The organism is Caballeronia concitans, from assembly GCF_001544615.1.
Classification (GTDB): domain Bacteria; phylum Pseudomonadota; class Gammaproteobacteria; order Burkholderiales; family Burkholderiaceae; genus Caballeronia; species Caballeronia concitans.
Map to the genome: position 1 here is coordinate 99,376 of NZ_FCNV02000004.1, position 23,082 is coordinate 122,457.

Consider the following 23,082-nt stretch of genomic DNA (forward strand, 5'->3'; position numbering starts at 1 on the left):
CAAGCTCAGTTGCGTTATCGCGGCTGCGCGGAGAAAGCGCGAGTGTGTTCACGACTTCGGCTTGACCACTTCGGTCTCTTTGCCCGAATTGCCGATCACGTCGTTTTTCCAGCGCGTCGTCCACGCGGCCTTCTTGTCCATCACGTGATTCCAGTCGACCGGAATCAGCTTCACGCCCGCGATAGCCTGCTTGACCGTATCGCCGTTCTTGCCTGTCAGCGGCACGTCGGTGCGGCCCGGAATGCCATAGATGTCAGGCACTTTCGCCTGCACTTCCTTCGACATGAGATAGTCGACGAGCTTCTTGCCTTCCGTCTGATTGGGACCACCCTTGATGAGGCCGATCGCATACGGAAGCTGGAACGTGGTCGGCGCGTCGCCGGGTTTCGCGGAAAGGAACACGGGCTTGAGCGAGAGGCCGCCGTTCGCGGCGTCGTCGAGATCCATCTGCAAGTCGCCGTTCGCGAACGCGATCTCGTTACGCGAAAGCAGCACGTCGAGATAGCCCGTGCCTTTGGTATGGAACTTCGCGTGCTTCTCCAGATCGCGCAGATACGAGAACGCGTTGTCCTCGCCCATCAACGCACTCGTCAGGATGATGACCGCCATGCCGTCGCCTGCGGTCGCCGGATTCGAATACGCGATGCGTCCGCCGTAGTCCGGATGCAACAAGTCCGCGAAAGTCTTCGGCGTGTTCTTCGTGACTTCCGGGTTGATCGCGAACGAGAAGTAGTTGTTCACGAAGGTCGCCCACGATGCATCCGGCGCCTTTGCAATCGCGGGCACGTTCGCATAGTTCGCGCTCGCGTAGGGCTGCAGCAGGCCGCTTTGCGACGCCTGCTGAATGAACGGCGGCAGCGTCACGAGCACATCGGCTTTCGGCGAATCTTTCTCCACCGTTGCGCGATTCACGACTTCGCCGCTGCCCGCCGTGACGATGTTCACTTTCACGCCCTCCTTCTTTTCGAAGGCAGGCAGCACGTCCTTGTAGAGATTCTCGAGACCGTCGGCCGTATAGAGAACGACGGCATCCGCCGCGAATGCGGACACCGGTGCAAGGCCGGTCATGACCGCGCCGGCGACGGCGAGCGCAATACGCGCTGCTGGGATATGCACGGCGCCGAGACGATTTCGCTTCATGTTGCAGGATCTCCGAAAGGATGCGGATGCGCGCAGGATTGGAATCGATGCGTCGCCAGCACGCTTGGTTCTCTTGCTGGCGACATCCTTCGAGCATCGCAGGCTTTCGTTACATCGGCGTGACCGTTCACGGAGTGCGTTTCACGCTCGCATTCGATTGCAATATCGGATGCGACTCGCCGGGAATGGGACGCCCGCGATTGTCGGTCGGCACGAGTTGCGTCTGGAACGCGACGAACAACGCCTGAAACTTGCCGTCCACTTCGACGATCACCGCTCCGTCCTGAAACACGCCGTTCTCATTCGAATGATCCCTCACGTGACTGCCCGGCGCGGGCTTCGGGTTGCCCTGATTCATGTGCGTTTCATGCAGGCCATCCTTGCCCGGCTCGAAGAGAAAGCCGAAGCCGTACACGGTCACGTCCTTAATAGGCTTCCATCCGAGGCGATTGTCGCGATAGCCCGGCGTCGGATAAACATAGTCGATTCCGTCCACGGACATGTCCAGTTGCAGCATCTCGTTGAGCAGTGCATTGATGTCGTTGTGCTCGTCCTTCGTATCGAGCGGGATGGGACGCATCGCGGTGAGATCGACGAGCCGCTTGTCATGCACATAGTCGAGTTTCGGGAAGCCCGTCGCCGTGACGCCCGCGGCGAGATTGTCGAGATCCGCGTTCATCGGATGCTCGAAATACTGGTTCCAGACATAGAGCACGAGATAACCCGCTGGCCCGGTGAGCGAGCTGTCGGACTTCACGTTCGTGACGATGCGAAACTCGTTGCCGCTCGGGTCCTCGCTGACGATCACATAATGCGGGTCGCCCTTGTAACCGTCCAGAAAGGGAACGCCGAGCCTGACCTTGCCTTTGAATACGACATACTCATTGCTTGCCATGCGTTTCTCCTTCGCGTGAAAACTCATTGGATGCGGGCGTTGCCGCGCTGTTCCGCACGCTCGATTGAAACCTTCCGTAAGCTCTGTCACGGCGAGGTCACACGCCTGACCATAATGTCTCCGAGACGAGAACGCATCGGTTCCCCACACGGAGATTAAGCATTCATGGTCAAGCATAACCAGCAGGATGAGGCATCGATCGCATCGCGCCGTGGTTTCCTCAAGCTCGCGGGCGCATCAGGACTCGCGACCGCCGCGAATGTCATGAGCGGGCCGGCGCTGGCTCAAACATCGAGTCCTGATGGAACGCCTGAACAGGTTCATTTGACGTGGGGCGAAGATCCGACGAGCGAGGTTGTCGTGAGCTGGGCGTCGCTTGCGCAGGCAATCAGGCCGCGCGTACGCATCATCGAACATAACGGCCATGCGCACGAGATTCATGCCGTGCAGCGCACGTACACCGATGGTCTCAACGGCGAAACCGTCTTCACGTATCACGCACGGATTCACGCATTACGCGCCGATACGGCCTATCGCTACGAAGTCACCGCCGACAACGACAGCAACGCCGCGCAGCCCTTCAGCGCGACATTCACGACCGCGCCGCGAGGACGCCGCAAATTCCGCTTCACGAGTTACGGCGATCTGGCCACGCCGAACACGGGATGGGTGTTGTCTTCACCGCAAAGCCGCTTCGCGGTGCAGGCGGTCGAACGGTTCCAGCCACTCTTTCATCTGCTCAACGGCGACCTGTGTTACGCGAATCTCAACCCCGCGCATCAGCCTGAAGTGTGGCGCGACTTCGGCAACAACGCTCAGACGTCGGCGGCGAACAGGCCGTGGATGCCCTGCCCCGGCAACCATGAAATCGAGTTCAACAACGGCAAACAGGGCTTCGATTCGTATCTCACGCGCTATACGCTGCCCGACAACGGCACGCATTTCCCCGGACGCTGGTATAGCTTCAGCGTCGGCTCGGTGCTCTTCATCTCGCTCGATGCCGACGATGTCGTCTATCAGGACGCCGCCGCGTTCGTGGCCGGCCCCGCGCCGCTCGTGCCTGCCGCGAGCACCGGCCATGCAGCCATTGCGCCCGGCACGTCGTTCTATGTGCGCGGCTACAGCAACGGCGAACAGACGCGCTGGCTCGAACGAACCTTGCGCGAGGCATCGCATGACGACGACATCGACTGGATCGTCGTGCAAATGCATCAGGACGCGCTGAGTTCATCGAAGACGGGCAACGGTTCGGACAAGGGCATTCGCGAGGCATGGCTGCCGCTCTTCGACCGCTATGGCGTGGACCTCGTGCTATGCGGTCACGATCACGACTATGAGCGCAGCCATCCCGTGCGCGGCTGCAATCATCACGCGGGCCGCGATGCAGTGACGGGCGAACGCGTCGATACCTTGCAGCCGCGTCCGGCGACGACTTCTCAGCGCGCCAACGATCCGATCGACACGACGCACGGCACCATCCATCTGATACTCGGCGGCGGCGGCACGAGCGCGCCGCTCGACGTGTACGGCACCGATCCGGGCAACGGCCTGCCGCAAGCGAAAGTGTTCACGAAGCCGAACAGGCCCGTGCCCGGCGCCACGGCGGGGACGTTCGTGCGCCCTGTCGCCGATGCCGTCGAAGATGCGATCTGGTCCGCGCAACGCGATACCGGCACGGGATACGGCATCGCCGTCTTCGATGTCGATCCCGGCGAACGTGGCGGCACGAGTTCGATCACGATGCGCTACTACCATGCGCCCGGCGCGGACCAGACGCCCACCGGCGAGTACGAACTGTTCGAGACCATCGTGCTCGAGAAGACGTGCCGCAGGTAGTTCGGGCATCGCGCATGACATCTGCATCTCACGCATGCGTGGCTCCATGCATGCACCACTGCGATGCATCGTGTCACAAACAATTCATTGAATTAAGCCGGCTCATGGCCGTTAAAGCCTGCATCTGACGCGTGCCTGCAGACCATCGCCACGCGTTCGCCTTTGCCCTACCCCGATGCAGGAGCTTCATGCGTAACATCACGGTTCGAACTCATCTAATCATCGTCAGCATCGTCGCGGCACTAGCACTCGCCGCGGCGGGCACAGCAGGACTGCTCGCCGCATCCAACGGCACGGCCGCGCTCAAGCGCATGTTCGAAGGACGCGCGCAGTCATTGCAGAACATCTCCATCATCAACGAAGGCACCACCGAGACCACGTTCGCCATCAGCGATGCGATCCTCGATCCATCGGCGGAAAAGACGAAACGTGTCGTGGATTCAGCGGCCAAACGCATCGACCAGATCGACCGCATGATGCAGCAGTATCTCGCTCATGATCTCGACGCCGCCGATCGCGCGCTTGCGAACCGCTTTGCCACGGACTGGCGTGCACTGCGTGACAAGGGCTTCAAGCCCGCGATCACGCTGCTTTCCGCGAACAATCTTTCGGAAGCGCAGTGGGTTCAGACGCAGAGCATCGAGCCGATGTCGAAGAAGCTTCAGGACGATGGCCTGCAATTGCGGCAGCGGCAACTGACGGCCGCCCACGATGAATACACTCGCTCGATCGTCGATGCACGCGTGCTTCAAATCGTCGTTCTCGTGTTGAGCGCTGTCGGTCTCGTGATCGTCGGCGTGTTGTGCGCTTCGCTCTCGCGCAACGTGCTGCGGCAACTCGGCGGCGAACCCGCCGTTGCCGCGCAACTCGCGAATCGCATTGCAGCGGGCGACCTGTCCACCGAAGTGCCCGCGAAGCATCCGCGCAGCCTGCTCTCCGCAATGGAAGCAATGCGTCAGCAACTCGCGACGATGATCGGCCAAATCAATTCGCTTACCGATGCAATGGCGCAGACCACGGCGACGTTCGCGAACGGCAACACGAGTCTCTCGCTTCGCACCGAGCAACAGGCGGCGAGCCTGCAACAGACATCGGCCAGTATCGACGAACTCGCCGCGATGGTCCGGGACAACGCGGGTCACGCATCGCGTGCACGGTCGCTCGCCAACGCGGCGTCAACGCAGGCAAGAGACGGCGACAAGGCCGCGAAGGAAGCGGTCTCGCGCATGCGTGGCCTCGTCGAGAATTCCGCGCGCATTCGCGACATCACGTCGGTCATCGAAAGCATCTCGTTCCAGACGAATCTGCTTGCGCTCAACGCAGCCGTCGAAGCGGCGCGCGCCGGCGCGCAGGGCCGAGGCTTCGCTGTGGTCGCTCAGGAAGTGCGCAGCCTTGCGAGCCGCACGGCGGCCGCTGCGCAAGAGATCGCATCGTTGATCAAGGGCATGACGTCGGAAGTGGACAACAGCGGTGTCGCCGTCGAAAAGGCAGGCAGCGCGACTTCCGGGCTCATCGGCACGATGGACGGCCTCGTCGGACTGATCGATTCGATTGCGAGTTCATCGGCGGATCAAAGCCGCGATCTCGACGAACTCAACGGCGCAATGTCGATGCTCGATCGCACCACGCAGGAAAACGCGGCCTTCGCTCAGGACGGCGTGCAGGCCGCACACGGTCTGCGCACGAAAGCCGAAGCCCTCACTTCGATGATGCGCGCGTTCACGCTCGAAGCGTGCTGAACGCGCGCGTTCATCGCCTGCCTGCCTCAGCGGTTAGATCAATCCGCTGAGGCGTTTTTCAACGACTGCATCCTCGCGCGCGGGTGCACGAATCGACGGTGGCTATGCCTTCTTCAACAGTGGAATGTGGGACGAGCTTCGAGCCGGTCATCTCGCGGCTCATCGAATCGTGCGCGTTGAAAGCGCTGTTTCAGCCCATCGTGCGGCTGTCGGACGGCGCGGTCATCGGGCACGAAGGCCTCATACGCGGTCCCGCAGGCGGCGCGCTGGAGTCGCCGGTCGCCCTCTTCGCCCGCGCGCACGATGAAGAGCTTGCCGTCGAACTCGAACGCGCCGCGGGCAAGGCGTGCATCGACGCCTATTTCGATGGCGCAACGAACAAGGACGCGCTTCTCTTCGTGAACTACAGTGCCGCGGCGATCAACTCGGCGCCGGACCGCGATGCATTGCTCCTCCATGCCGATGCAAAGCGGCTCGTCATCGAGTTGACCGAGCAGAGCCGGATTCCCGATCTCGATGTTTTCGCCGCGTCGGTCAACGCAGTGCGGGCGAGCGGCGCACGCTTCGCCGTGGACGATTACGGCGTGGCGAATGCGTCCTTGAGCTTGTGGGCACATCTCGCGCCTCACTACGTCAAGGTCGATCGATACTTCATTCACGGCATCGCGCAGAACGCCGTCAAATTCGAAGCGGTCAAATCGATGGTGTCGTTCGCCAACGCGACAGGCACCTTGCTGATCGCGGAAGGCGTCGAAAGCCCGGCCGACTTGCGGATCGTGCGCGATCTCGGCATTCCTTTCGCGCAAGGCTTCCTGCTCGGACGTCCATCGCAGACGCCGGCCACGCGTGTGTCGGAGTCCGCCGCTGCGCTCCTGCGATCGCAACAGATCGCGGTTTATCCCGCGACGAAGCATCGCCGCGCCGACGTGCACGAGAGCGCGAATCAACTTGAAGCCATGCGCATCGAAGCGCCCACGCTCAAGCCCGAAGCGTGCAACGACGACGCCGTGCATCTGTTCAACACGTTGCCTTCCATTCATGCGCTCGCCGTGGTCGATAGCGAAGGCACGCCCGTTGCGCTCATCAATCGCCGATCGCTCATGGACCAATTCGCGCTGCCTTACCATCGCGAACTCTTCGGCAAGCGGGCGTGCATGCAGTTCGCCAATCGCGAGCCGGTGTCGATCGAGCGCACGGCCAGCATCGAGACCATCGCGACGTTATTGACCGACGACGAACAGCATGCGTTATCCGACGGCTTCATCGTGGTGGATGACGGCAAGTATGTCGGGTTGATCGCGGGCGCAAGCGCGGTGCGTGCCGTGACCGAACTTCGGCTCGAGGCCGCGCGCCATGCGAATCCGCTGACGTTCTTGCCCGGCAATCTGCCGCTGGGCGCGCACATCGCGCGTCTGATCGACAGCGGCGTTGCGTTCGTCGCCTGCTATGCGGACCTCGATCACTTCAAGCCCTTCAACGATCGCTATGGCTATTGGCAAGGCGACGCCGTGCTGAAGGCCGCAGCGGACGCACTGTCATCCGCGTGCGATCCTGATGGCGACTTTCTCGGCCACATAGGCGGCGACGATTTCCTGATCCTCTTTCAAAGCGGCGACTGGTATGAACGAATCAGCCGGGCCGCCGGTGAATTCAACGAGAAGGTGCGTGGCTACTATTCCACCGAGGATCGCGCGGCGGGCGGCATCGTCGGCGAAGACCGCTTTGCCAGGCAAGCGTTCTTCGATTTCGTGAGAATGTCGATAGGCGGCGTCGCCGTGCGGCCCGGTCAGTTGCGCGCGGCCGCGCAATTGAGCAAGGTCGCATCCATCGCGAAGCAACGGGCCAAGCGCGACACCATCGGCATCGTCGTCATCGAATTCACCGGTGACGGTGGCATCGACTGACGCCGATGCGTATTCCCGCGCGCTTGCGTGCGTCACATTGCTTACACACGCCGTCGCTATTCTGCGAACGCTGAAAGCATCGCCCACGCCCGACGGAGAAGCAATGAATCACGCCAAGCAACGCCGCCTCGTCGCGGCGTGCCTCATCACGCTCGCGTGCGCAATCGTTGGCGGATGCGACAGCGAACACGACACGGCAGTCGACACGAGCACGGCCGCACCATCGCGTGCGGCGCAGACGGCATCCACGGCACCCACCGCACCGACGGCACAAACGAGCGAACTGCAGGACTGGGCGATGTCCGCGACATCGCACACGACTCGCCCCGCGCCCGCGCTGCCTGCGTCGAATGCGCTCGCTGCGCCCGTCATTCACACCGTCGACTGAAACTTTTCTCCTTGCCCTCGATACCCGGATGACAAACCAGAACAGACGTGAATTCCTTCGTGCCGCCGCGCAAACCGCCGGCGCCGCAGCCGCACTGAACATCGTTCCGCTCGGCATTCGCCAGGCGCTCGCGATACCGGCGAACAATCGTCATGGATCGATCGAGGACATCGAACATATCGTCGTGTTGATGCAGGAGAACCGGTCATTCGATCATTACTTCGGCACGCTGCGCGGCGTGCGAGGCTTCGGCGACAAGCGCGCGGTACGTCTACCCAATGGCAAGACCGTTTACCACCAGCCGATCGCGGCCGGTGCGGGCGAAGTGCTGCCGTTCCATCCGGGCGCATCCAATCTCGGCATGCAGTTCCTGCAAGACTTGCCTCACGACTGGACGAGCGGACAAGGCGCGTTCAACGGCGGCCGATACGATCAGTGGGTGCCGTACAAGGGCACGACGACGATGGCGTATCTGAAGCGCGACGACATCCCGTTCCACTATCAACTCGCCGATGCGTTCACCATCTGCGACGCCTATCACTGCTCGACGAACACATCGACGGACCCGAACCGCTATTACATGTGGACCGGTTATGTCGGCAACGACGGCACGGGCGGCGGTCCTGTCATCGATAACGCGGAAGCGGGCTATGGATGGTCCACGTTCCCCGAAGTGCTCGAACGCGCGGGCATCTCGTGGAAGATCTATCAGGACGTGGGAACCGGGCTCGATGCCAAAGGCTCGTGGGGCTGGACGCAGGACGCGTACATCGGCAATTACGGCGACAATTCGCTTCTCTACTTCACGCAGTATCAGAACGCGCAGCCGGGCAGCCCGCTCTACGAGAAGGCACGCCGCGGCACCAATGCAGCTGCCGGTGAAGATTACTTCGCCATGCTAAGGAAAGACGTTCAGGCCGGCACGTTGCCGCAGGTGTCGTGGATCGTCGCGCCCGAAGCGTTCTCCGAGCATCCGAACTGGCCGGCGAACTATGGCGCATGGTACGTCGATCAGGTGCTGCAAGTGCTGACGTCGAATCCGGACGTATGGAGCAAGACCGCGCTGCTCATCAACTACGACGAGAACGACGGCTTCTTCGATCACATCGTGCCGCCGTTCCCGCCGATGTCGAGCGCGAACGGACTCTCCACGGTTGATACGAGCGCCGAAATCTTCCCGGGCAGCCAGAAGTATGCGGCCGGTCCATACGGCCTCGGCGCTCGCGTGCCGATGCTCGTGGTGTCGCCGTGGTCGCGCGGCGGCTGGGTGTGCTCCGAAACTTTCGATCACACCTCGGTCATTCGATTCATCCAGAAGCGCTTCGGCCGCGCGCATCGTCTGGACGAGCCGAACATCTCGCCGTGGCGACGCGCGATCTGCGGCGACCTGACATCCGCATTCGACTTCCGCAATCCGAACAGCCGCGTGCCGTCGCTGCCGAGCACGGCCACTTATGCGCCGACCGACAAGGCGCGTCATCCGGACTACGTGCCGGTGCCGCCCGTCGTCTCCACGATGCCGAAGCAGGAGCCCGGCGTGCGTCCTGCGCGTGCGCTGCCTTATGAACTGTTCGTGCGCACGCAGGCCGATGCATCCGGACGCGCGGTGGCTTTCGACTTCGTGAACACGGGCGCGGCGGGCGCGGTGTTTCTGCTCTACCGCAACGGCAGCGCGGATGCGCCGAGAACATACACGGTCGAATCGAACAAGCGCCTGGCGGATCGCGTTTCCACGCAAGCGGATGGCCGTTACGACTTCGTCGTGCATGGTCCGAACGGATTTTTGCGGCACATTGCGGGCAAGGCAGCGGGTTCGTCGCACAGCTGGTGGTCGCGCGAGGAAGCGCTGCCCGAAATCGCGGAAGGCTATGACGTCGCGAATGGCAATCTCCAACTGCGACTGAAGAATCTCGGAAGCGGGCCGTGCACGTTCAAGATCGAGAACGCTTACGATGCCTCGAAGAACGTCACGCGAAAAGTCGCCGGTGGCGAGACGGCGCAGGTCTATCTCGACTTGCGCGCGTCGCACGGGTGGTACGACGTGCGCGTCACCGTCGATACGGACAGCACGTTCGAACGTCGTCTGGCCGGGCACGTCGAGACCGGACAAGACAGCATGAGCGATCCGGCGCTTGCCGACTGAGCGAAGCACGGGCGGCTTGCGCCGTCCGTGCTTCGTTGTAAGCGTGCCTGGCGCGTCCGGAACTTGAACCCCACGACTCAGCCGGAGTAGACTGAAATATCGCGGCGGGTTCGCTGCGAAAGGAGGTTCCCATGAGATTCGCTGAGCTATTCAGGCACGTGCGACGGAGCACTACCGCCGAGCATGAGCATCCCCACGACGAGGGCGCGAAGTCCGCGCAGAAAGAGTCGAAAAAGCTGTGGGATGTGATCGGCCGCAATCGCCATAAGAGAGCGAAATGGCAATAGCGGTGACTTCAGCGCAACGAGACCCGGGAAGCCGCCTTCCCGGGTTTTTTTATCGCTCATTTCCGCAAGCGAGCCGCGCATCATCCGCCGATCAAGCACGTTGCGTCATCCCGCCCACAGATCGCGCGCGCATCCATCTGCACAATCCACCCCGTGAAGCAGCGCCGCCCGGCGCCCGCCGTCTTTATGGGAGAAGCAATGGGTTGGAAGAGTCTGTTGACGGAGCTGCCGGTCTGGACGATCGGGCGCTTCAATCCGCCACGCCATGATCCGCAGCGCGATACGCCGCGCGAAATCCTCGTCCTGCGCCCGAACGATTTCGGCGAGCTGCTGACCACCACGCCCATCTTCGAGGCGCTCAAGAAGCGCTTTCCGGCGACGCGCATCGTCGCGGGCATCGGCAGTTGGGGGCGTCCGATTCTGGAGAACAATCCGTTCGTCGATGAAATCGTCGAGCTGGATGCGCCCTGGAACAACAAGCTCGTCCACGACCGCTCCGCGCGCAGCGTCCTGCGCTTCCTGACGAAGTCGCCGCAAATCGCCGCGTTGCGCAAGCGCGGCGGGTTCGATGTGGGCATCGACGTTCTCGGCAGCTACATGGGCGCGCTATTGATGATGCGCCTCGGCGTGCGATACCGCATCGGCGTGCGCGGCTATCGCGGCGGCCACAGCGGATGCCACGCGTTCATCGACTTCGCGCGCCGCCAGTCCGGGCGCGCCGCGCTCGCGCAAGCCGAACTGCTCGGCGCAACCGACCTGCCCGAAGCGCGTCCGCAACTCTTTCTCACCGCTGCCGAACGCGCGCACGCCGGGCACATCTGGAACACCGCCGGCCCGACTACGGTGCGCCTGCTGGTGGGCATCGGCGCGGGCGTGCCGACGAAGGTGTGGGACGCGCGTCAGGTGGGCGCGGCGCTCGCGCGCATCGCGTCCGCGTTGCAGTTGTCCGGCCATGTTTGCGATATCGTCATCGTCGGCAGCGAAGCCGACAAGACGCGCGCAGCCGATGCGATCGCCGCCGCCGGCAAGAACGTGCCGGTGCGTTCGGTCGCGGGCGATGTCCCGATGAGAACCGTCTTCGCGCTCGCCGAACAGGCGGACGTCGTGCTCACGAGCTCTTCGATGCTCATGCACGTCGCTGCCGCGTTTCATCGGCCGACCGTCGCGGTGCTCGGCGGCAGCATCACGAGGCCGGCCGTTCACGATGCGATCTGGGGCTATCCCGAGCACTATCGCAGCGTGTCGCCGGAGAACTACATCGAGAATGAGCCGGACAAGAACTGGCCGGGCGTGGAGCGCGTCGTGCATGCCGTGCTGGAATCGGTGAGCACGGAGCGCACGCGCGCAGGTCTCGCTCAGCCGATTCCGCCGCTGGTTCAGGGCGAAACGCTCAACTCTGCGCTTCCGGGAAGTCGGCGCCCAACGTCGTCTTCTCCCACGCGTCGAAGTCGCGTTTGAGCGAATCGAGCTTCTTGCGCGCGAGTTCGAGCGCGGTCTTCCCCAGCAGCAGACGCAGCGGCGGTTCATCGGCCGTCGCTGCCTCGATGATCGCGTGCGCCGCGCGCACCGGATCGCCCGCCTGATTGCCGCTGCGCGCGGCGGTCTGCTTGCGCCGCTCGCCCGCGGTCGATGCATAGTCGGCGATCTCGGTCGCGGAAGCCTTGATCGACGGTCCCGCCCAGTTCGTGCGGAACGGCCCCGGCTCGACGAGCAGCACGTCGATGCCGAGCGGCTTTACTTCCACCGCGAGCGACTCCGATATGCCCTCCACCGCGTACTTCGTGCCGTGGTAGTAACCGGTCGCGGCGAAGCTCGTGAGGCCGCCGATCGACGAAACATTGATGACGATGCCGCTCTTCTGCGCCCGCATCACCGGAAGCACGGCCTTGGTCATGTCGACGAGACCGAACACGTTGGTCTCGAACATGTCGCGCACGGCATCGTCCTCGCCTTCTTCTATCGCGGCGAGATAGCCGTAGCCCGCGTTATTGACGAGCGCGTCGATGCGGCCGAAACGCCGCTTCGTCTCTTCGACGACGCTCGCGATCTGATCGGCCTTCTGCACGTCGAGCGGCAACGCGATCGCGCGGTCCTCGTTTCCCTTGACGATGTCTTCCACCTTCGACACATCGCGCGCGGTCACGACAGCGCGCCAGCCGCGTTCGAGCACGGCCTTCGCCAGTTCGCGGCCGAAGCCTGTCGAGCAGCCGGTGATCAGCCAGACGGGATTGTCCCGGTTCATCATGTTCGAGCTCCTTGGGTTGGGAAAGCGCCTGCACGGCGCATCGGAAAGAAAAACAAAAACGGCACGCCGCGATGCATGCGCGAACTCACGCCAGCGTGGCCTGATCCAGATAAAGCTGGGCCATCGGCGTCGGCCGCACGCCATGCACGTTCGCGCCGGTGACGATGAGCGAATCGGCGAAATACGGGATCACGAGCGGCGTCTCGTCGACGAGCAATCGTTCGATCTTGCCCGCCACCTGCTTCTTCGCCGCGACATCGAGCGTGCCGATGTACTGCTTGACGAGGTCATCGTACGCGGGGTTGGCGAAGTGCGCCGCGTTCCAGGCGCCGCCGGTCAGAAGCGGTCCGCGCAGGAAGGCGTCCGGCACGCCGCGATGCGCGTAGTCCGTCATGCCGAGCGGCGAGTCGAGCCAGTCCGACTTGCCCGCCGTGCCCGCACCGTAATACGCCTCTTGCGATTCGACCTTCAGCGTGAGATTCACGCCGATGGCCTTGGCCGCGTTCTGCACGACGACAGCGAGATCCGGCATCTCCAGAAATTGCTCGGTGGTGAACGTGGCCGCGAAGCCATTCGGCACGCCCGCTGCGGCGAGCCGTTCCTTCGCCCCGGCGATGTCCTTGTTTCGCTGCGGCACCGAAGGATCGAAGGTCGCGAAGAACGGCGCGATCGGATGATCGTTGGCCGCGACGCCGCGCCCCTGAATGAGACCTCGAACGATCGCATCGCGGTCGAGACTCATCGCGATGGCCTGACGCACGCGCTTGTCCTTGAAGGCGCCCTGGTCCGTGTGCATGTGAATCTGCCGATGCGTGCTCGAACGCATGCCGATAATCCTGAATGACGGATCGTTCAGCAAGGCGAGTCCGCCATGCACCGTGAAGCGCGTGAGCAGATCGACTTGACGCCCGCGCATGGCGAGTATCTGCCCTTGCTGATCGCCATAGAACTTGAATTCGACGCGTTGAATGCGAGCCTTGTTGCCCCAGTAATCGTCGTTGCGCACGAACGATGCCCCGATGCGCGGTTGAAACCTTTCGAGCCGGTAAGGCCCCGTTCCCATGAACGACTGCTCGTAAGGCCCCTTGAAGTTCGCCGGAAGAATGACGGCATTGACCGTGTCCGACGACACGTACCACGGGAACGAACCGTTCGGCGCGTCGAGATGGAACTCGACCGTTTCGTCGTCGCGCGCCACCCTGCCGCCCTTCGACAACACACCGCGCATGATGGCACGCGCAGCCGACCCCGCCGAAGGATCGGTCAGGCGGTCGAAGGTCGCGGCGACGTCCTTCGCGGTCATCGGCTGGCCGTCCTGAAACCGCACGCCTTTGCGCAACTTGAACGTCCAGACATCGCCCTTTTCGTTCGGTTGCCATGACAACGCGAGCGCCGGATGAAGCGTTGCGCTCTCCGCATCCGCGTTCACCAGATACTCGCCGCTCTGATTGAGCAACGCGGGACTGGCGACATCGAATGCGGTCAACGGATCGATCGCGCCGGAAGGCATCGGATGCCCGACGCGAATCGTCGCGTTCGCGGGCGATGCCGCATCCGCCGCGCCCGCGATGCCCGGCATGACGAGCGACGAGCCGCCGAGCGTCCAGAGACCGAGCACGCTGCCCGCTTTCAGTAGCTCGCGACGCGAAAGGCGCCCGGCGAGATATTCATCGACAACGTGATTCTGTAGCTCGCTTCCATTCTGCCGAACTGCCCCGAACCTGCTTCTCCATGATTTCATCAGCTGCGTGCCTTGTAGTAGTGATGTCGTATCGGATGCCGACCGCAAGCGTATCGCGGATAGAAAGCGTTAGCCGGCCATCATCGCGATCGTGCGAACCTGTTTGCCGGTCGCGCGAGGCCTAGCTTGTCGCGCAAGGTCCCTTCGCGATAGCGCGTCTGTGCGACACCGCGCCTTTGCAACTCGGGAACCACCTTGTTCACGAAGTCCGCGCAATCCGTCGGAAGGATGGGGAACATGAGGATGAAGCCGTCGCAGATTCCCGCCTTGAACCAGGCTTCCATCTCATCGGCAATGTCGGTCGCGGTGCCCGCCATGACCTGCGCGCCGCCCGCATTGGCGAGCAAGCGGGCCACTTCGCGTATGGTCTTGTTCTGCTCCTTGAGGCCTTGCATGCGTTTGAGATTGGTGCGCTGGCCGTTGTAGTGCGCTTCGTCGGGCAAGTCGGGAAGCGGGCCATCGAGCGGCATGCCCGATACATCCACGCCGCACCAGCTCGACACCATGTCCACGCCCAGACGCTCGGGCACGAGCGATTCCAGACGCGCACGCTTTTCTTCGGCTTCAGCGGCCGATTCGCCGATGATCGGCTGAATGCCGGGCAGTATCTTGAGGCTTCCGGGCGCGCGGCCGAAGCGCGCGAGCCGCGCGTCGAAGTCCTGCCGATATGCGCGCCCGTCATCGATGCCTCGATAGCGCGTGAAATGCAGATCGGCGTAACGCGCGGCCAGGTCACGGCCGTCACTGGACGCGCCTGCTTGCGCGATCAGCGGATAGCCTTGCGGTGAACGCGGCACGTTCAGCGGCCCGCGTACCTTGAAATGCGCACCGTCATGATCGATGCGGTGAACTCGCGACGGATCGGCGAAAGCGCCGGTCGCTTTATCGACCAGCATCGCGCCGTCTTCCCAGCTATCCCACAGCGTCTCGACGACTTCGAGATACTCGGCGGCACGTTCATAGCGAAAGCGATGTTCGAGATTGGCATCGCGGCCGAAGTTCATCGCTTCTTCGTCCATACCCGACGTGACGACGTTCCAGCCAGCGCGGCCCTGACTCAGATGATCCAGCGATGCAAACATGCGGGCCGTGTTGTACGGCTCGCTGTAGGACGCGGAAACCGTGCCGATCAGACCGATATCACGCGTTACCGCGGACAACGCCGAAAGCAAAGTGATGGGTTCGAGACGAGCGTTGGCGTAATGCGCGACGTTGCTTTCATACGAATCCCACATGGCTACGTGGTCTGCAATGAACAATGCGTCCATGCACGCGGACTCGGCTAAAGCAGCGAGCCGTTGAAAGTACGAGAGGCCGAAGATGTCGGCGCCGGGCGCATCGGGATGACGCCATGACATCCGGTGATCGCCCTGCGGGTTGAAGAGAAATGCGCCCAAAACCATATGCTCGCGATTCATGCGCGTGTGTGCTCCAGTCCGGTTGCAGCGAGCCGACATTATGCAGGCGGTCCGCCCGGCGTGCTTTTCCCGCCAGTGAGTTTTAAGTGAGAGAGACGCGATTACCTAGGTAATTGACACGTATGGACCTACGTAATTTGAGGTCCTACTCTCCTTTCGATACCGCAAGGCACCGACACTTGATGAGGAGAGGCGACATGGCAGGCCAGCACACCCAGGAAGTCGACACCGGCACGCTAAGAAAAGTGATTGCGGCAGCCTCTATCGGCAATTTTGTCGAGTGGTTCGATTTCGCCGCGTATGGTTTTCTCGCCACCATTCTCACGCGCGAATTCTTTCCGAGTGGCGATCCCACTGTCGGCCTTCTGAAAACATTCGCGGTATTCGCGGTGGCATTCGCGTTCCGTCCACTCGGCGGAATATTCTTCGGCGTGATCGGCGACCGCATCGGCCGCAAGCGAACGCTCGCCTTCACCATCTTGCTGATGGCCGGTTCCACCACGCTCATCGGCGTGCTTCCGACCTACGCCAGCATCGGCTATTGGGCGCCGCTGCTGCTCACCATCATTCGCTGCGTGCAAGGGTTTTCCGCAGGCGGCGAGTATGCGGGGGCGTGCGCCTACGTGATGGAACATGCGCCGCGCCGTCGCCGCGCATTCTTCGGCAGCTTCGTTCCGGTCTCGACATTCTCTTCGTTCGCGTGCGCGGCGGTGGTTGCGTATCTGCTCGAATCGTCGCTGTCGGCACAAGCGATGATCGACTGGGGCTGGCGCGTGCCGTTCCTCATCGCGGCGCCTGTCGGTCTCATCGGCGTCTATCTGCGCGTGAGCCTGAACGAAACGCCCGCGTTCCAGGCGCTCGAAAACCGGCATGAAGTCGCGCATGCGCCGCTGATGGAAACCCTGCATTCGCAGTTGTGGAATATCGTGAAGCTCGGTGCGTTCGTGTCCGTCACCGCGCTTTCGTTCTATACGTTCACGACGTATTTCGCGACCTACCTTCAAGTCGCGGGACATCTGACGCGCGGCGCATCGCTGCTCGTGACCGTGCTCGCGCTCCTTTTCGCTGCCGCGTTGTGCCCTCTCGCCGGCTTGTTCTCCGACCTCGTCGGCCGCCGCGCGACGATCGCCACGACGTGTGTGTTCATCATCGCATCGGTCTATCCGGCGTTCTCGCTGGGCGGCTCGGGCGTGCTGTCTCATTCGCTGCTCGGCGTCGCGCTGCTCGCCATCGGCGCGGTGCTTTCGGGTGTCGTGACCGCGCCGCTCATGTCCGAAGTGTTCGCGACGAAGGCGCGCTATACGGCATCGGCCATTACGTACAACCTCGCCTACACCATCTTCGGCGGCACCGCGCCGCTCGTCGCCACGTGGCTGATTGCTTCGACCGGCACGAACCTCTCGCCTGCTTACTATCTGATCGCGGTATCGATCTTCGCGATGATCGGCGGACTCGCGCTGCATGAAACGTCGAAGACGGCGCTCGAAGATGCGGGCAATGCAACGGGAACGCGAGCGAGTGCGATCGAACGCACGTCGCGACAAACCATCTGACCGCGCTCGCCCTCGCCACGAAAAACTGAACGGACAACAGCAATGACCAGCCTTCACGACTCCAGCATCATCATCGACGGACTCAACATCTCGAAGTTCGAGCGCTCCGTGTTCGAAGACATGCGCAAGGGCGGCGTCACTGCCGTCAATTGCACGGTCTCGGTGTGGGAAGACTTTCAGAAGACCGTCGACAACATCGCGGAAATGAAGCAGCAGATCCGCGAATACAGTGAGATTCTCACGCTCGTGCGCACGACCGACGACATTCTCCGCGCGAAGAAAGAGAACAAGACCGGCATCATCTTCGGCTTCCAGAATTCGTATGCGTTCGAGGACAACCTGGGCTATATCGAAGTGTTCAAGGAACTCGGCGTGAACGTGGTCCAGCTTTGCTACAACACGCAGAACCTTGTCGGCACGGGTTGCTATGAAGCCGATGGCGGTCTCTCCGGCTATGGCCGCGAGGTGATTCAGGAGATGAATCGCGTGGGCATTCTGGTGGATCTCTCGCATGTCGGCGCGAAGACTTCCTCGGATGCCATTGCGTGTTCGAAGAAGCCCGTGACTTACTCGCATTGCTGTCCTTCGGGGTTGAAAGAACATCCGCGCAACAAGAGCGATGAACAACTGAGAGAGATTGTCGATGCGAACGGCTTCGTCGGCGTGACGATGTTCGCGCCGTTCCTGAAGAAAGGTCCGGACGCGACTGTCGATGACTATCTCGAAGCAATCGAATATGTGATCGATGTCGTCGGCGAAGACAAGGTCGGCATCGGCACGGACTTCACGCAAGGCTATAGCACCGAGTTCTTCGACTGGATCACGCACGACAAGGGCCGTTATCGTCAATTGACGAACTTCGGCAAGGTGGTGAATCCCGAAGGCATTCGCACGATCGGCGAGTTTCCGAATCTCACCGCCGCGATGCAACGCGCAGGCTGGAGTGAATCGCGCATCAAGAAGGTGATGGGCGAGAACTGGCTGCGCGTATTCGGCGAAGTGTGGAACGTCTGATCATGCAGCCTCAATTGCCTATCGAAGTCGATCCGGACACCGGCGTCTGGACCACCGACGCGCTGCCGATGCTCTACGTGCCGCGCCATTTCTTCACGAACAATCACGTCGCGGTGGAGGAAGCGCTCGGCCGCGAGACGTATGCCGGGATTCTCTACAAGGCCGGCTATAAGTCGGCCTATCACTGGTGCGACAAGGAAGCGGAGAAGCACGGCATCGCCGGCATGGCCGTGTTCGAGCACTACCTGAAGCGTCTTTCGCAGCGCGGCTGGGGCGTGTTCACGATCGCCGAGGCAGACCCGGCGACATCGCATGCGCGCATTCATGTGCATCACTCGTCGTTCGTGCTCGCACAGCCGGACAAGCACGGGAAGCTCTGCTACATGTTCGCAGGATGGTTCGCCGGTGCGATGGACTGGGTCAACGACACCGCGCCCGATAGCGCCGCGCGCGGCCCTCGCTCGACGTCCATCGAAACGCAATGCACGGGTGAAGGCCACGCCTGCTGCACGTTTCACGTCGCGTGATCGCGCGCGCAACGGCTACACTTACATAGGAGCCTACGTACCCTTCGAAAGATTGATAACGACATGCCCGCCATGACCGACACGACGCCCAGTCTCGACTACGAAGACCTCTTCAGGCATTTGCCGGTCGCCGTGATCGTGGCGCGCGAGCGCATCATGGTGGACTGCAATGCGCGGGCGCTCGAACTCTTCAGGGCAAAGCGAAGCGACATTCTCAATCAGTCGTTTTCGAAGCTGTATCCGCAGCAGAAAGACTTCGCGACGACCGGACGCCGGCTCGCGCCGCTCATCGCGAAGCGCGCCGTGTTCAGCGACGAGCGCATCATGCGTCGCGTCGATGGCAGTCACTTCTGGGTCACCGTGGGCGGTTTCGGCTATAACCCGAAGCGCCCTTTCGAACTGGCGGTATGGACCTTCACCGATCTCTCGAAGAACCGCAGGCAAGCCGATGTCGCGAGCACGCTGACCGAGCGCGAGCGTGACGTTGCCGCGTTTCTCGTGCACGGAATGACGAGCAAGGAGATCGGCAAGGAACTGAACATCAGCCCACGCACCGTCGATATCCATCGCGCGAGCCTGCTGCGCAAATACGAAGTGCGGACGACACCCGATCTCATCGCCCGGCTGCTAGCCTGAAGAGCGGCGCCGCAGTCGTGATGTTGTCCGCGATGTCAAAGCACGGCGAGCCAGCCGCCATCGACGTAAATGATTTGTCCGTTCACGTAGCTCGATGCCGCCGACGCGAGATACACCGCCGTGCCGACGAGTTCTTCGGGCTTGCCCCAGCGCTGCGACGGGTTGCTGCTCTTCACCCACTTGTCGAAGTCCGCGTTGTCGACGAGCGCCTGATTCATGTCCGTCAGAATGTAGCCGGGGCCGATGGCGTTCGCCTGGATATCGAACGGCGCCCACTCCGCGCTCATGGCGCGCGTGAGCATCTTGATACCGCCCTTCGCGGCCGTGTAAGGCGCAACCGTTGCGCGCGCGCCTTCGCTCGTGAGCGAACCGATGTTGATGATCTTGCCGCCCCGCTTGCGTTCGATCATGCGCCGCGCCGCTTCCTTCGCCACGATGAACGCGCTCGTGAGATTCGTATCGATCACGCGTTGCCAGTCGGCGAGCGCGAGATCGATCATCGGCTTGCGGAACTGGATGCCCGCGTTGTTCACGACGATGTCCACTTCGATGCCTTCCGCATCCCAGGCGGCGAATGCAGCGGCAACGGATGCTTCATCGGTGACGTCGAAGGCTTTGCCGCGTGCGTCGAAGCCTTGCGCCTGCAAGCGGATGACGGCGGCATCGACGGTTTCTTCCTTAGTGCCGTTGACGATGACGCGCGCGCCCGCCGTCGCGAATCCTTCAATAAGCGCATGGCCGATGCCGCGCGCCGAACCCGTGACGAGCGCCGTGCGGCCGCTGAGATCGAACAGCTTGTTCATGCGTGTTTCCCGGTGAAATGCTTTCGAAAAGAAGACGCGCAGCTTCTATCGACAGGCTGCGTCCGTAAGACGTTGAACGTAGCAGACAGGGATGCAGGGAAATATCAGGGTTCGCCCGCGTGCGAGTGGATGAGGTTTTAGGCCTCGTCGCGAAGAAATAACCGATGCCAGAAGATCACGAGATCGGTCTGCGGGTCTATGCAATGCGCGCTTTGATCTTGCGCAGTTCGATGCGCGGCGCACGGGCCGCGTCGAGACACTGAATCAGCAGGACATCCGCGCTGTACGAGCCGACGGATGTCCCTCGAACGTGACTACCGTTCGCTATTACGCCGTGACCGGATTCGCCGCGATGAAGTTCTTGAACGTGGCGTACGCCGGAGTTTTCGTCACGCCGTCGCCCTGAATCAGACCGTAGCTCGGGTCGATCACCGCGTACATCATGATGCATTCGATGTTGTACTTGTCCTTGACCGCATAGTAGCTTGCGATCGTTTCCTGCACGTACGCCGATTGCGCCGTTGCAGAATCCGCCGAACCGGACCAGCCCCATTCCGTCAACCAGATCGGCACGTTGAACGAGTCCTTCAGCACTTGCAGCACGTTGATGCACGCGTTGTTGCGGCCCGCGCATTCGATCTTGCCCGAGCTGTGATACCAGTGATACGTCGTGTAATCCCAGCGCAGCGATGCCGAATCCGCGACGCCCGTTGCCGTGCCGTTCGGCGAGATGCCGTTCCACAACATCTGGAGCGCGCGATACGCCATTGGAATGCCGACGTTCACGCCGCATTTGATGGTCGGATCGACCGCCTTCACGCCCGCGATCATGCCGCGAATCACGCCACGGAATGCCGGCCATTGCGACGGGCTCCAGTCGGACGACTGGCTGCCGTCCCCGCCGATCTGCAGGCCGACCGTGTCGAGTTCATTGCCGCATTCGATGTGCGTCACGAGGCCGACCAGCGGCTGCGTGCAACGCACCGCGAGGTCATAACCGAGTTGATACGCGGCGGCTTCGGTGCCGGTCGGATTCCAGCCCGCCGAGCGCGGGTTCAGCACCGGCATGATGCCGACGCCGCTGTTCGCGAAGCAGCCGCGCAGGGCCATGGCGAGCGTCGTCGACATGCCCGCGTCGGCGGTGTCGCAACGATACATCGTCACGCCGAGGTCCTTGAGGATGGCGAGTTGCTGCTCCGCCGTCATCGTGTAATAGATGCCCGAGCCCCACGCCATGTGGCCGTTGATGCCATAGAACAGCGACGTGTTGGACGGCTTGATCACGGTGCGCGGGTCGGTCGTGCCGATGTTCTTCCACGGCGAACCGTTCAGGTACCAGACACCGCTTCCGTTCTGCGCGTAGATGATTCCGTTGAAGTACAGGATTTGCACCAGTGCGACGCTCGATCCGGTCGAGACGCCCGCGCCGTTCTTCATCACGCGACCGCCGACGAGCGTCCACACGGCGCCCGCGCTGTCGGTAATGGATGCCGCTGGCGGAATGGTCGTGCCGGAAGCAGAGGCAGTCGCCGCCTTGGACACGCTCTTCGCCACGCCGCCCGCTGCGTCGCCTGCGGAATCCAGGCTGCCGCCGCATGCAGAAAGTGCCGCGCCGCCTGCTCCGGCCATCAGGAAAGAAAGGAACTTCCGGCGGGTTAAAGCCGAATCGGTAAAAGATGCGGATAAAGATGCTGCAGTGGCTTGTTTAGGCTTATTCATGGCAGGTAAAGAAGTCCGGTGAGTTCAATGGAATGAACTCTAACCGTTCCTTTTTTACCTGAAACCGTTACATTTTTTTAAGCAGGAAAATAGGTTAAAAATGATCAGAAGAATAGATCACGAGGAAGAACTACTTATCTAAAACTAACTATGTGAAACGTTTGCTATGTGACAGTTCGCAATGGGTAAGCAATACTTGAGTGCCGTAGAGGGATTACCTAAAGTTTCGAATTGCTCGTTTTTTGATCGATAACATTTACCGATAGATTGGTTTCTGAACGGATTGCAGTTAGTCAGTAATATTTGCTGTTAAAAGTAACTAACGATGTCTGAAGCGCAAGGGCGGCAACGGTTCTCGGTACCCGGCCGCGCTCCTTCGCATATCTAACTAATTTAAGGAAGCCCGTGCACGTCCTGCTCTCGCGGGATCTACTGTACGGCACCGAGCCAACGACGCTTGACCGGTTCGAACTACCTGTCGCAATGGCGACGCGGCCATCGTCCGCAGGCATGTCGTTCCATGCGCCGCATGACGTTGGCCGCGTGCGAAGGTCAGGAGCCTTTATAGACGTTGCAGGGCAATCCCGCCGGGCAGTCCGACGGATTCCGGCTGCGCACCCATTCGCCATAGTTGCGTGCGCCCGCGCCGCTCGCGCCCGTATACCCGGACCCGCCATAGTCCGAGCCGCTATAGGTGGAAGCACCGTAAGTGGACGTGCTGGCATCCGTGGTATGCGATGCGCCGCTCATCGGCGCATTCTGTTGCTGAGCGAAAGCCGCGCCGCTCGAAATAAGCACGCCAGCGGCGCCTACCGTGAAAAGATGACGGAGTTTCATTGTCGGTTCCTCTCGAAAGTGGGTTGACGTGACGTATCGCGCGAGCAGCCGATATGCGCGCCGTCAGCCGTATTCATCTGAGCAAACCGTGTTCCCAGCTGCGCGAGTAGCGGCGGATGCGGAGGGTATGGCGAGGGTGTCGGCGCTGCGTCCCGATTCGAACACAAGGATATTAATTCGCTATCCGAATCATGATGAAAGCGGCTTTTCAGACGTCCGGGACTTAAGAGGACCGCGGTCCCAGGCGCGGCGAAACG

General features: G+C 61.9%; 18 protein-coding genes. 10 read left to right on the forward strand and 8 right to left on the reverse strand.

Going from position 1 to position 23,082, the window contains the following annotated elements:
• Positions 1-48 precede the first annotated feature (48 nt).
• Entirely contained in the window at positions 49-1,140 is a 1,092-nt protein-coding gene (phnS, locus tag AWB72_RS12790; RefSeq protein ID WP_040052439.1) for a 2-aminoethylphosphonate ABC transporter substrate-binding protein, read from the reverse strand.
• A 127-nt stretch (positions 1,141-1,267) separates the two neighbouring features.
• The gene (locus AWB72_RS12795; RefSeq protein WP_040052677.1) at positions 1,268-2,035 is read right to left on the reverse strand and encodes a DUF2278 family protein; all 768 of its coding nucleotides are present in this window, start codon (positions 2,033-2,035) and stop codon (positions 1,268-1,270) included.
• A 165-nt stretch (positions 2,036-2,200) separates the two neighbouring features.
• On the opposite strand from AWB72_RS12795, the gene AWB72_RS12800 reads away from it, so the two are divergent.
• The 6 genes from AWB72_RS12800 (at position 2,201) to AWB72_RS12825 (ending at position 11,790) form a co-directional block, all read left to right on the forward strand.
• The gene (locus AWB72_RS12800; protein ID WP_040052440.1) at positions 2,201-3,871 is read left to right on the forward strand and encodes a purple acid phosphatase family protein; all 1,671 of its coding nucleotides are present in this window, start codon (positions 2,201-2,203) and stop codon (positions 3,869-3,871) included.
• 188 nt (positions 3,872-4,059) lie between these two features.
• Positions 4,060-5,610 (forward strand): methyl-accepting chemotaxis protein, encoded by a 1,551-nt coding sequence (locus tag AWB72_RS12805; RefSeq protein ID WP_040052441.1) that lies wholly within the window; start codon positions 4,060-4,062, stop codon positions 5,608-5,610.
• Between the two features lie 104 nt (positions 5,611-5,714).
• On the forward strand, positions 5,715-7,514 hold the full coding sequence (locus AWB72_RS12810) for a GGDEF domain-containing protein (protein WP_040052442.1): 1,800 nt from the start codon (positions 5,715-5,717) through the stop codon (positions 7,512-7,514).
• 103 nt (positions 7,515-7,617) lie between these two features.
• Positions 7,618-7,902, forward strand: a complete 285-nt coding sequence (locus AWB72_RS12815; RefSeq protein WP_040052443.1) for a hypothetical protein — start codon at positions 7,618-7,620, stop codon at positions 7,900-7,902.
• A 28-nt stretch (positions 7,903-7,930) separates the two neighbouring features.
• The gene (locus tag AWB72_RS12820) at positions 7,931-10,045 is read left to right on the forward strand and encodes a phosphocholine-specific phospholipase C (RefSeq protein WP_040052444.1); all 2,115 of its coding nucleotides are present in this window, start codon (positions 7,931-7,933) and stop codon (positions 10,043-10,045) included.
• Positions 10,046-10,530: 485 nt separating this feature from the next.
• Entirely contained in the window at positions 10,531-11,790 is a 1,260-nt protein-coding gene (locus AWB72_RS12825; protein WP_084593078.1) for a glycosyltransferase family 9 protein, read from the forward strand.
• On the opposite strand, the gene AWB72_RS12830 is transcribed toward AWB72_RS12825, so the two are convergent.
• The 3 genes from AWB72_RS12830 to AWB72_RS12840 all read right to left on the reverse strand — a co-directional run bounded on the left by AWB72_RS12830 (position 11,723) and on the right by AWB72_RS12840 (position 15,736).
• Entirely contained in the window at positions 11,723-12,577 is an 855-nt protein-coding gene (locus tag AWB72_RS12830) for an oxidoreductase (protein ID WP_040052445.1), read from the reverse strand. The two genes, AWB72_RS12825 and AWB72_RS12830, sit on opposite strands and share 68 nt — an antisense overlap.
• 85 nt (positions 12,578-12,662) lie before the next feature.
• Entirely contained in the window at positions 12,663-14,318 is a 1,656-nt protein-coding gene (locus tag AWB72_RS12835) for an ABC transporter substrate-binding protein (RefSeq protein ID WP_087128107.1), read from the reverse strand.
• Positions 14,319-14,398: 80 nt separating this feature from the next.
• Complete coding sequence (locus tag AWB72_RS12840; protein ID WP_087128109.1) at positions 14,399-15,736, reverse strand: LLM class flavin-dependent oxidoreductase; 1,338 nt, start codon at positions 15,734-15,736, stop codon at positions 14,399-14,401.
• Positions 15,737-15,933: 197 nt separating this feature from the next.
• On the opposite strand from AWB72_RS12840, the gene AWB72_RS12845 reads away from it, so the two are divergent.
• From AWB72_RS12845 to AWB72_RS12860, 4 genes are all read left to right on the forward strand, one after another.
• Positions 15,934-17,289 carry an MFS transporter gene (locus tag AWB72_RS12845; RefSeq protein WP_040052448.1) on the forward strand — a complete coding sequence of 452 codons (1,356 nt, stop codon included), beginning with the start codon at positions 15,934-15,936 and terminating at the stop codon, positions 17,287-17,289.
• 42 nt (positions 17,290-17,331) lie between these two features.
• Positions 17,332-18,303: a dipeptidase gene (locus AWB72_RS12850; RefSeq protein WP_040052449.1), complete on the forward strand. Its 972-nt coding sequence runs from the start codon at positions 17,332-17,334 to the stop codon at positions 18,301-18,303.
• A gap of 2 nt (positions 18,304-18,305) precedes the next feature.
• Entirely contained in the window at positions 18,306-18,830 is a 525-nt protein-coding gene (locus AWB72_RS12855; RefSeq protein WP_040052679.1) for a DUF5943 domain-containing protein, read from the forward strand.
• Positions 18,831-18,893: 63 nt separating this feature from the next.
• Positions 18,894-19,466, forward strand: a complete 573-nt coding sequence (locus tag AWB72_RS12860) for a PAS and helix-turn-helix domain-containing protein (protein WP_087128110.1) — start codon at positions 18,894-18,896, stop codon at positions 19,464-19,466.
• A gap of 35 nt (positions 19,467-19,501) precedes the next feature.
• On the opposite strand, the gene AWB72_RS12865 is transcribed toward AWB72_RS12860, so the two are convergent.
• The 3 genes from AWB72_RS12865 to AWB72_RS12875 form a co-directional block, all read right to left on the reverse strand.
• Complete coding sequence (locus AWB72_RS12865) at positions 19,502-20,269, reverse strand: SDR family oxidoreductase (protein WP_040052451.1); 768 nt, start codon at positions 20,267-20,269, stop codon at positions 19,502-19,504.
• A 327-nt stretch (positions 20,270-20,596) separates the two neighbouring features.
• Positions 20,597-21,898, reverse strand: coding sequence for a glycosyl hydrolase (locus AWB72_RS12870; protein WP_244285610.1), 1,302 nt, complete (start codon positions 21,896-21,898; stop codon positions 20,597-20,599).
• Between the two features lie 642 nt (positions 21,899-22,540).
• Entirely contained in the window at positions 22,541-22,825 is a 285-nt protein-coding gene (locus tag AWB72_RS12875; protein ID WP_040052453.1) for a hypothetical protein, read from the reverse strand.
• Positions 22,826-23,082 lie beyond the last annotated feature (257 nt).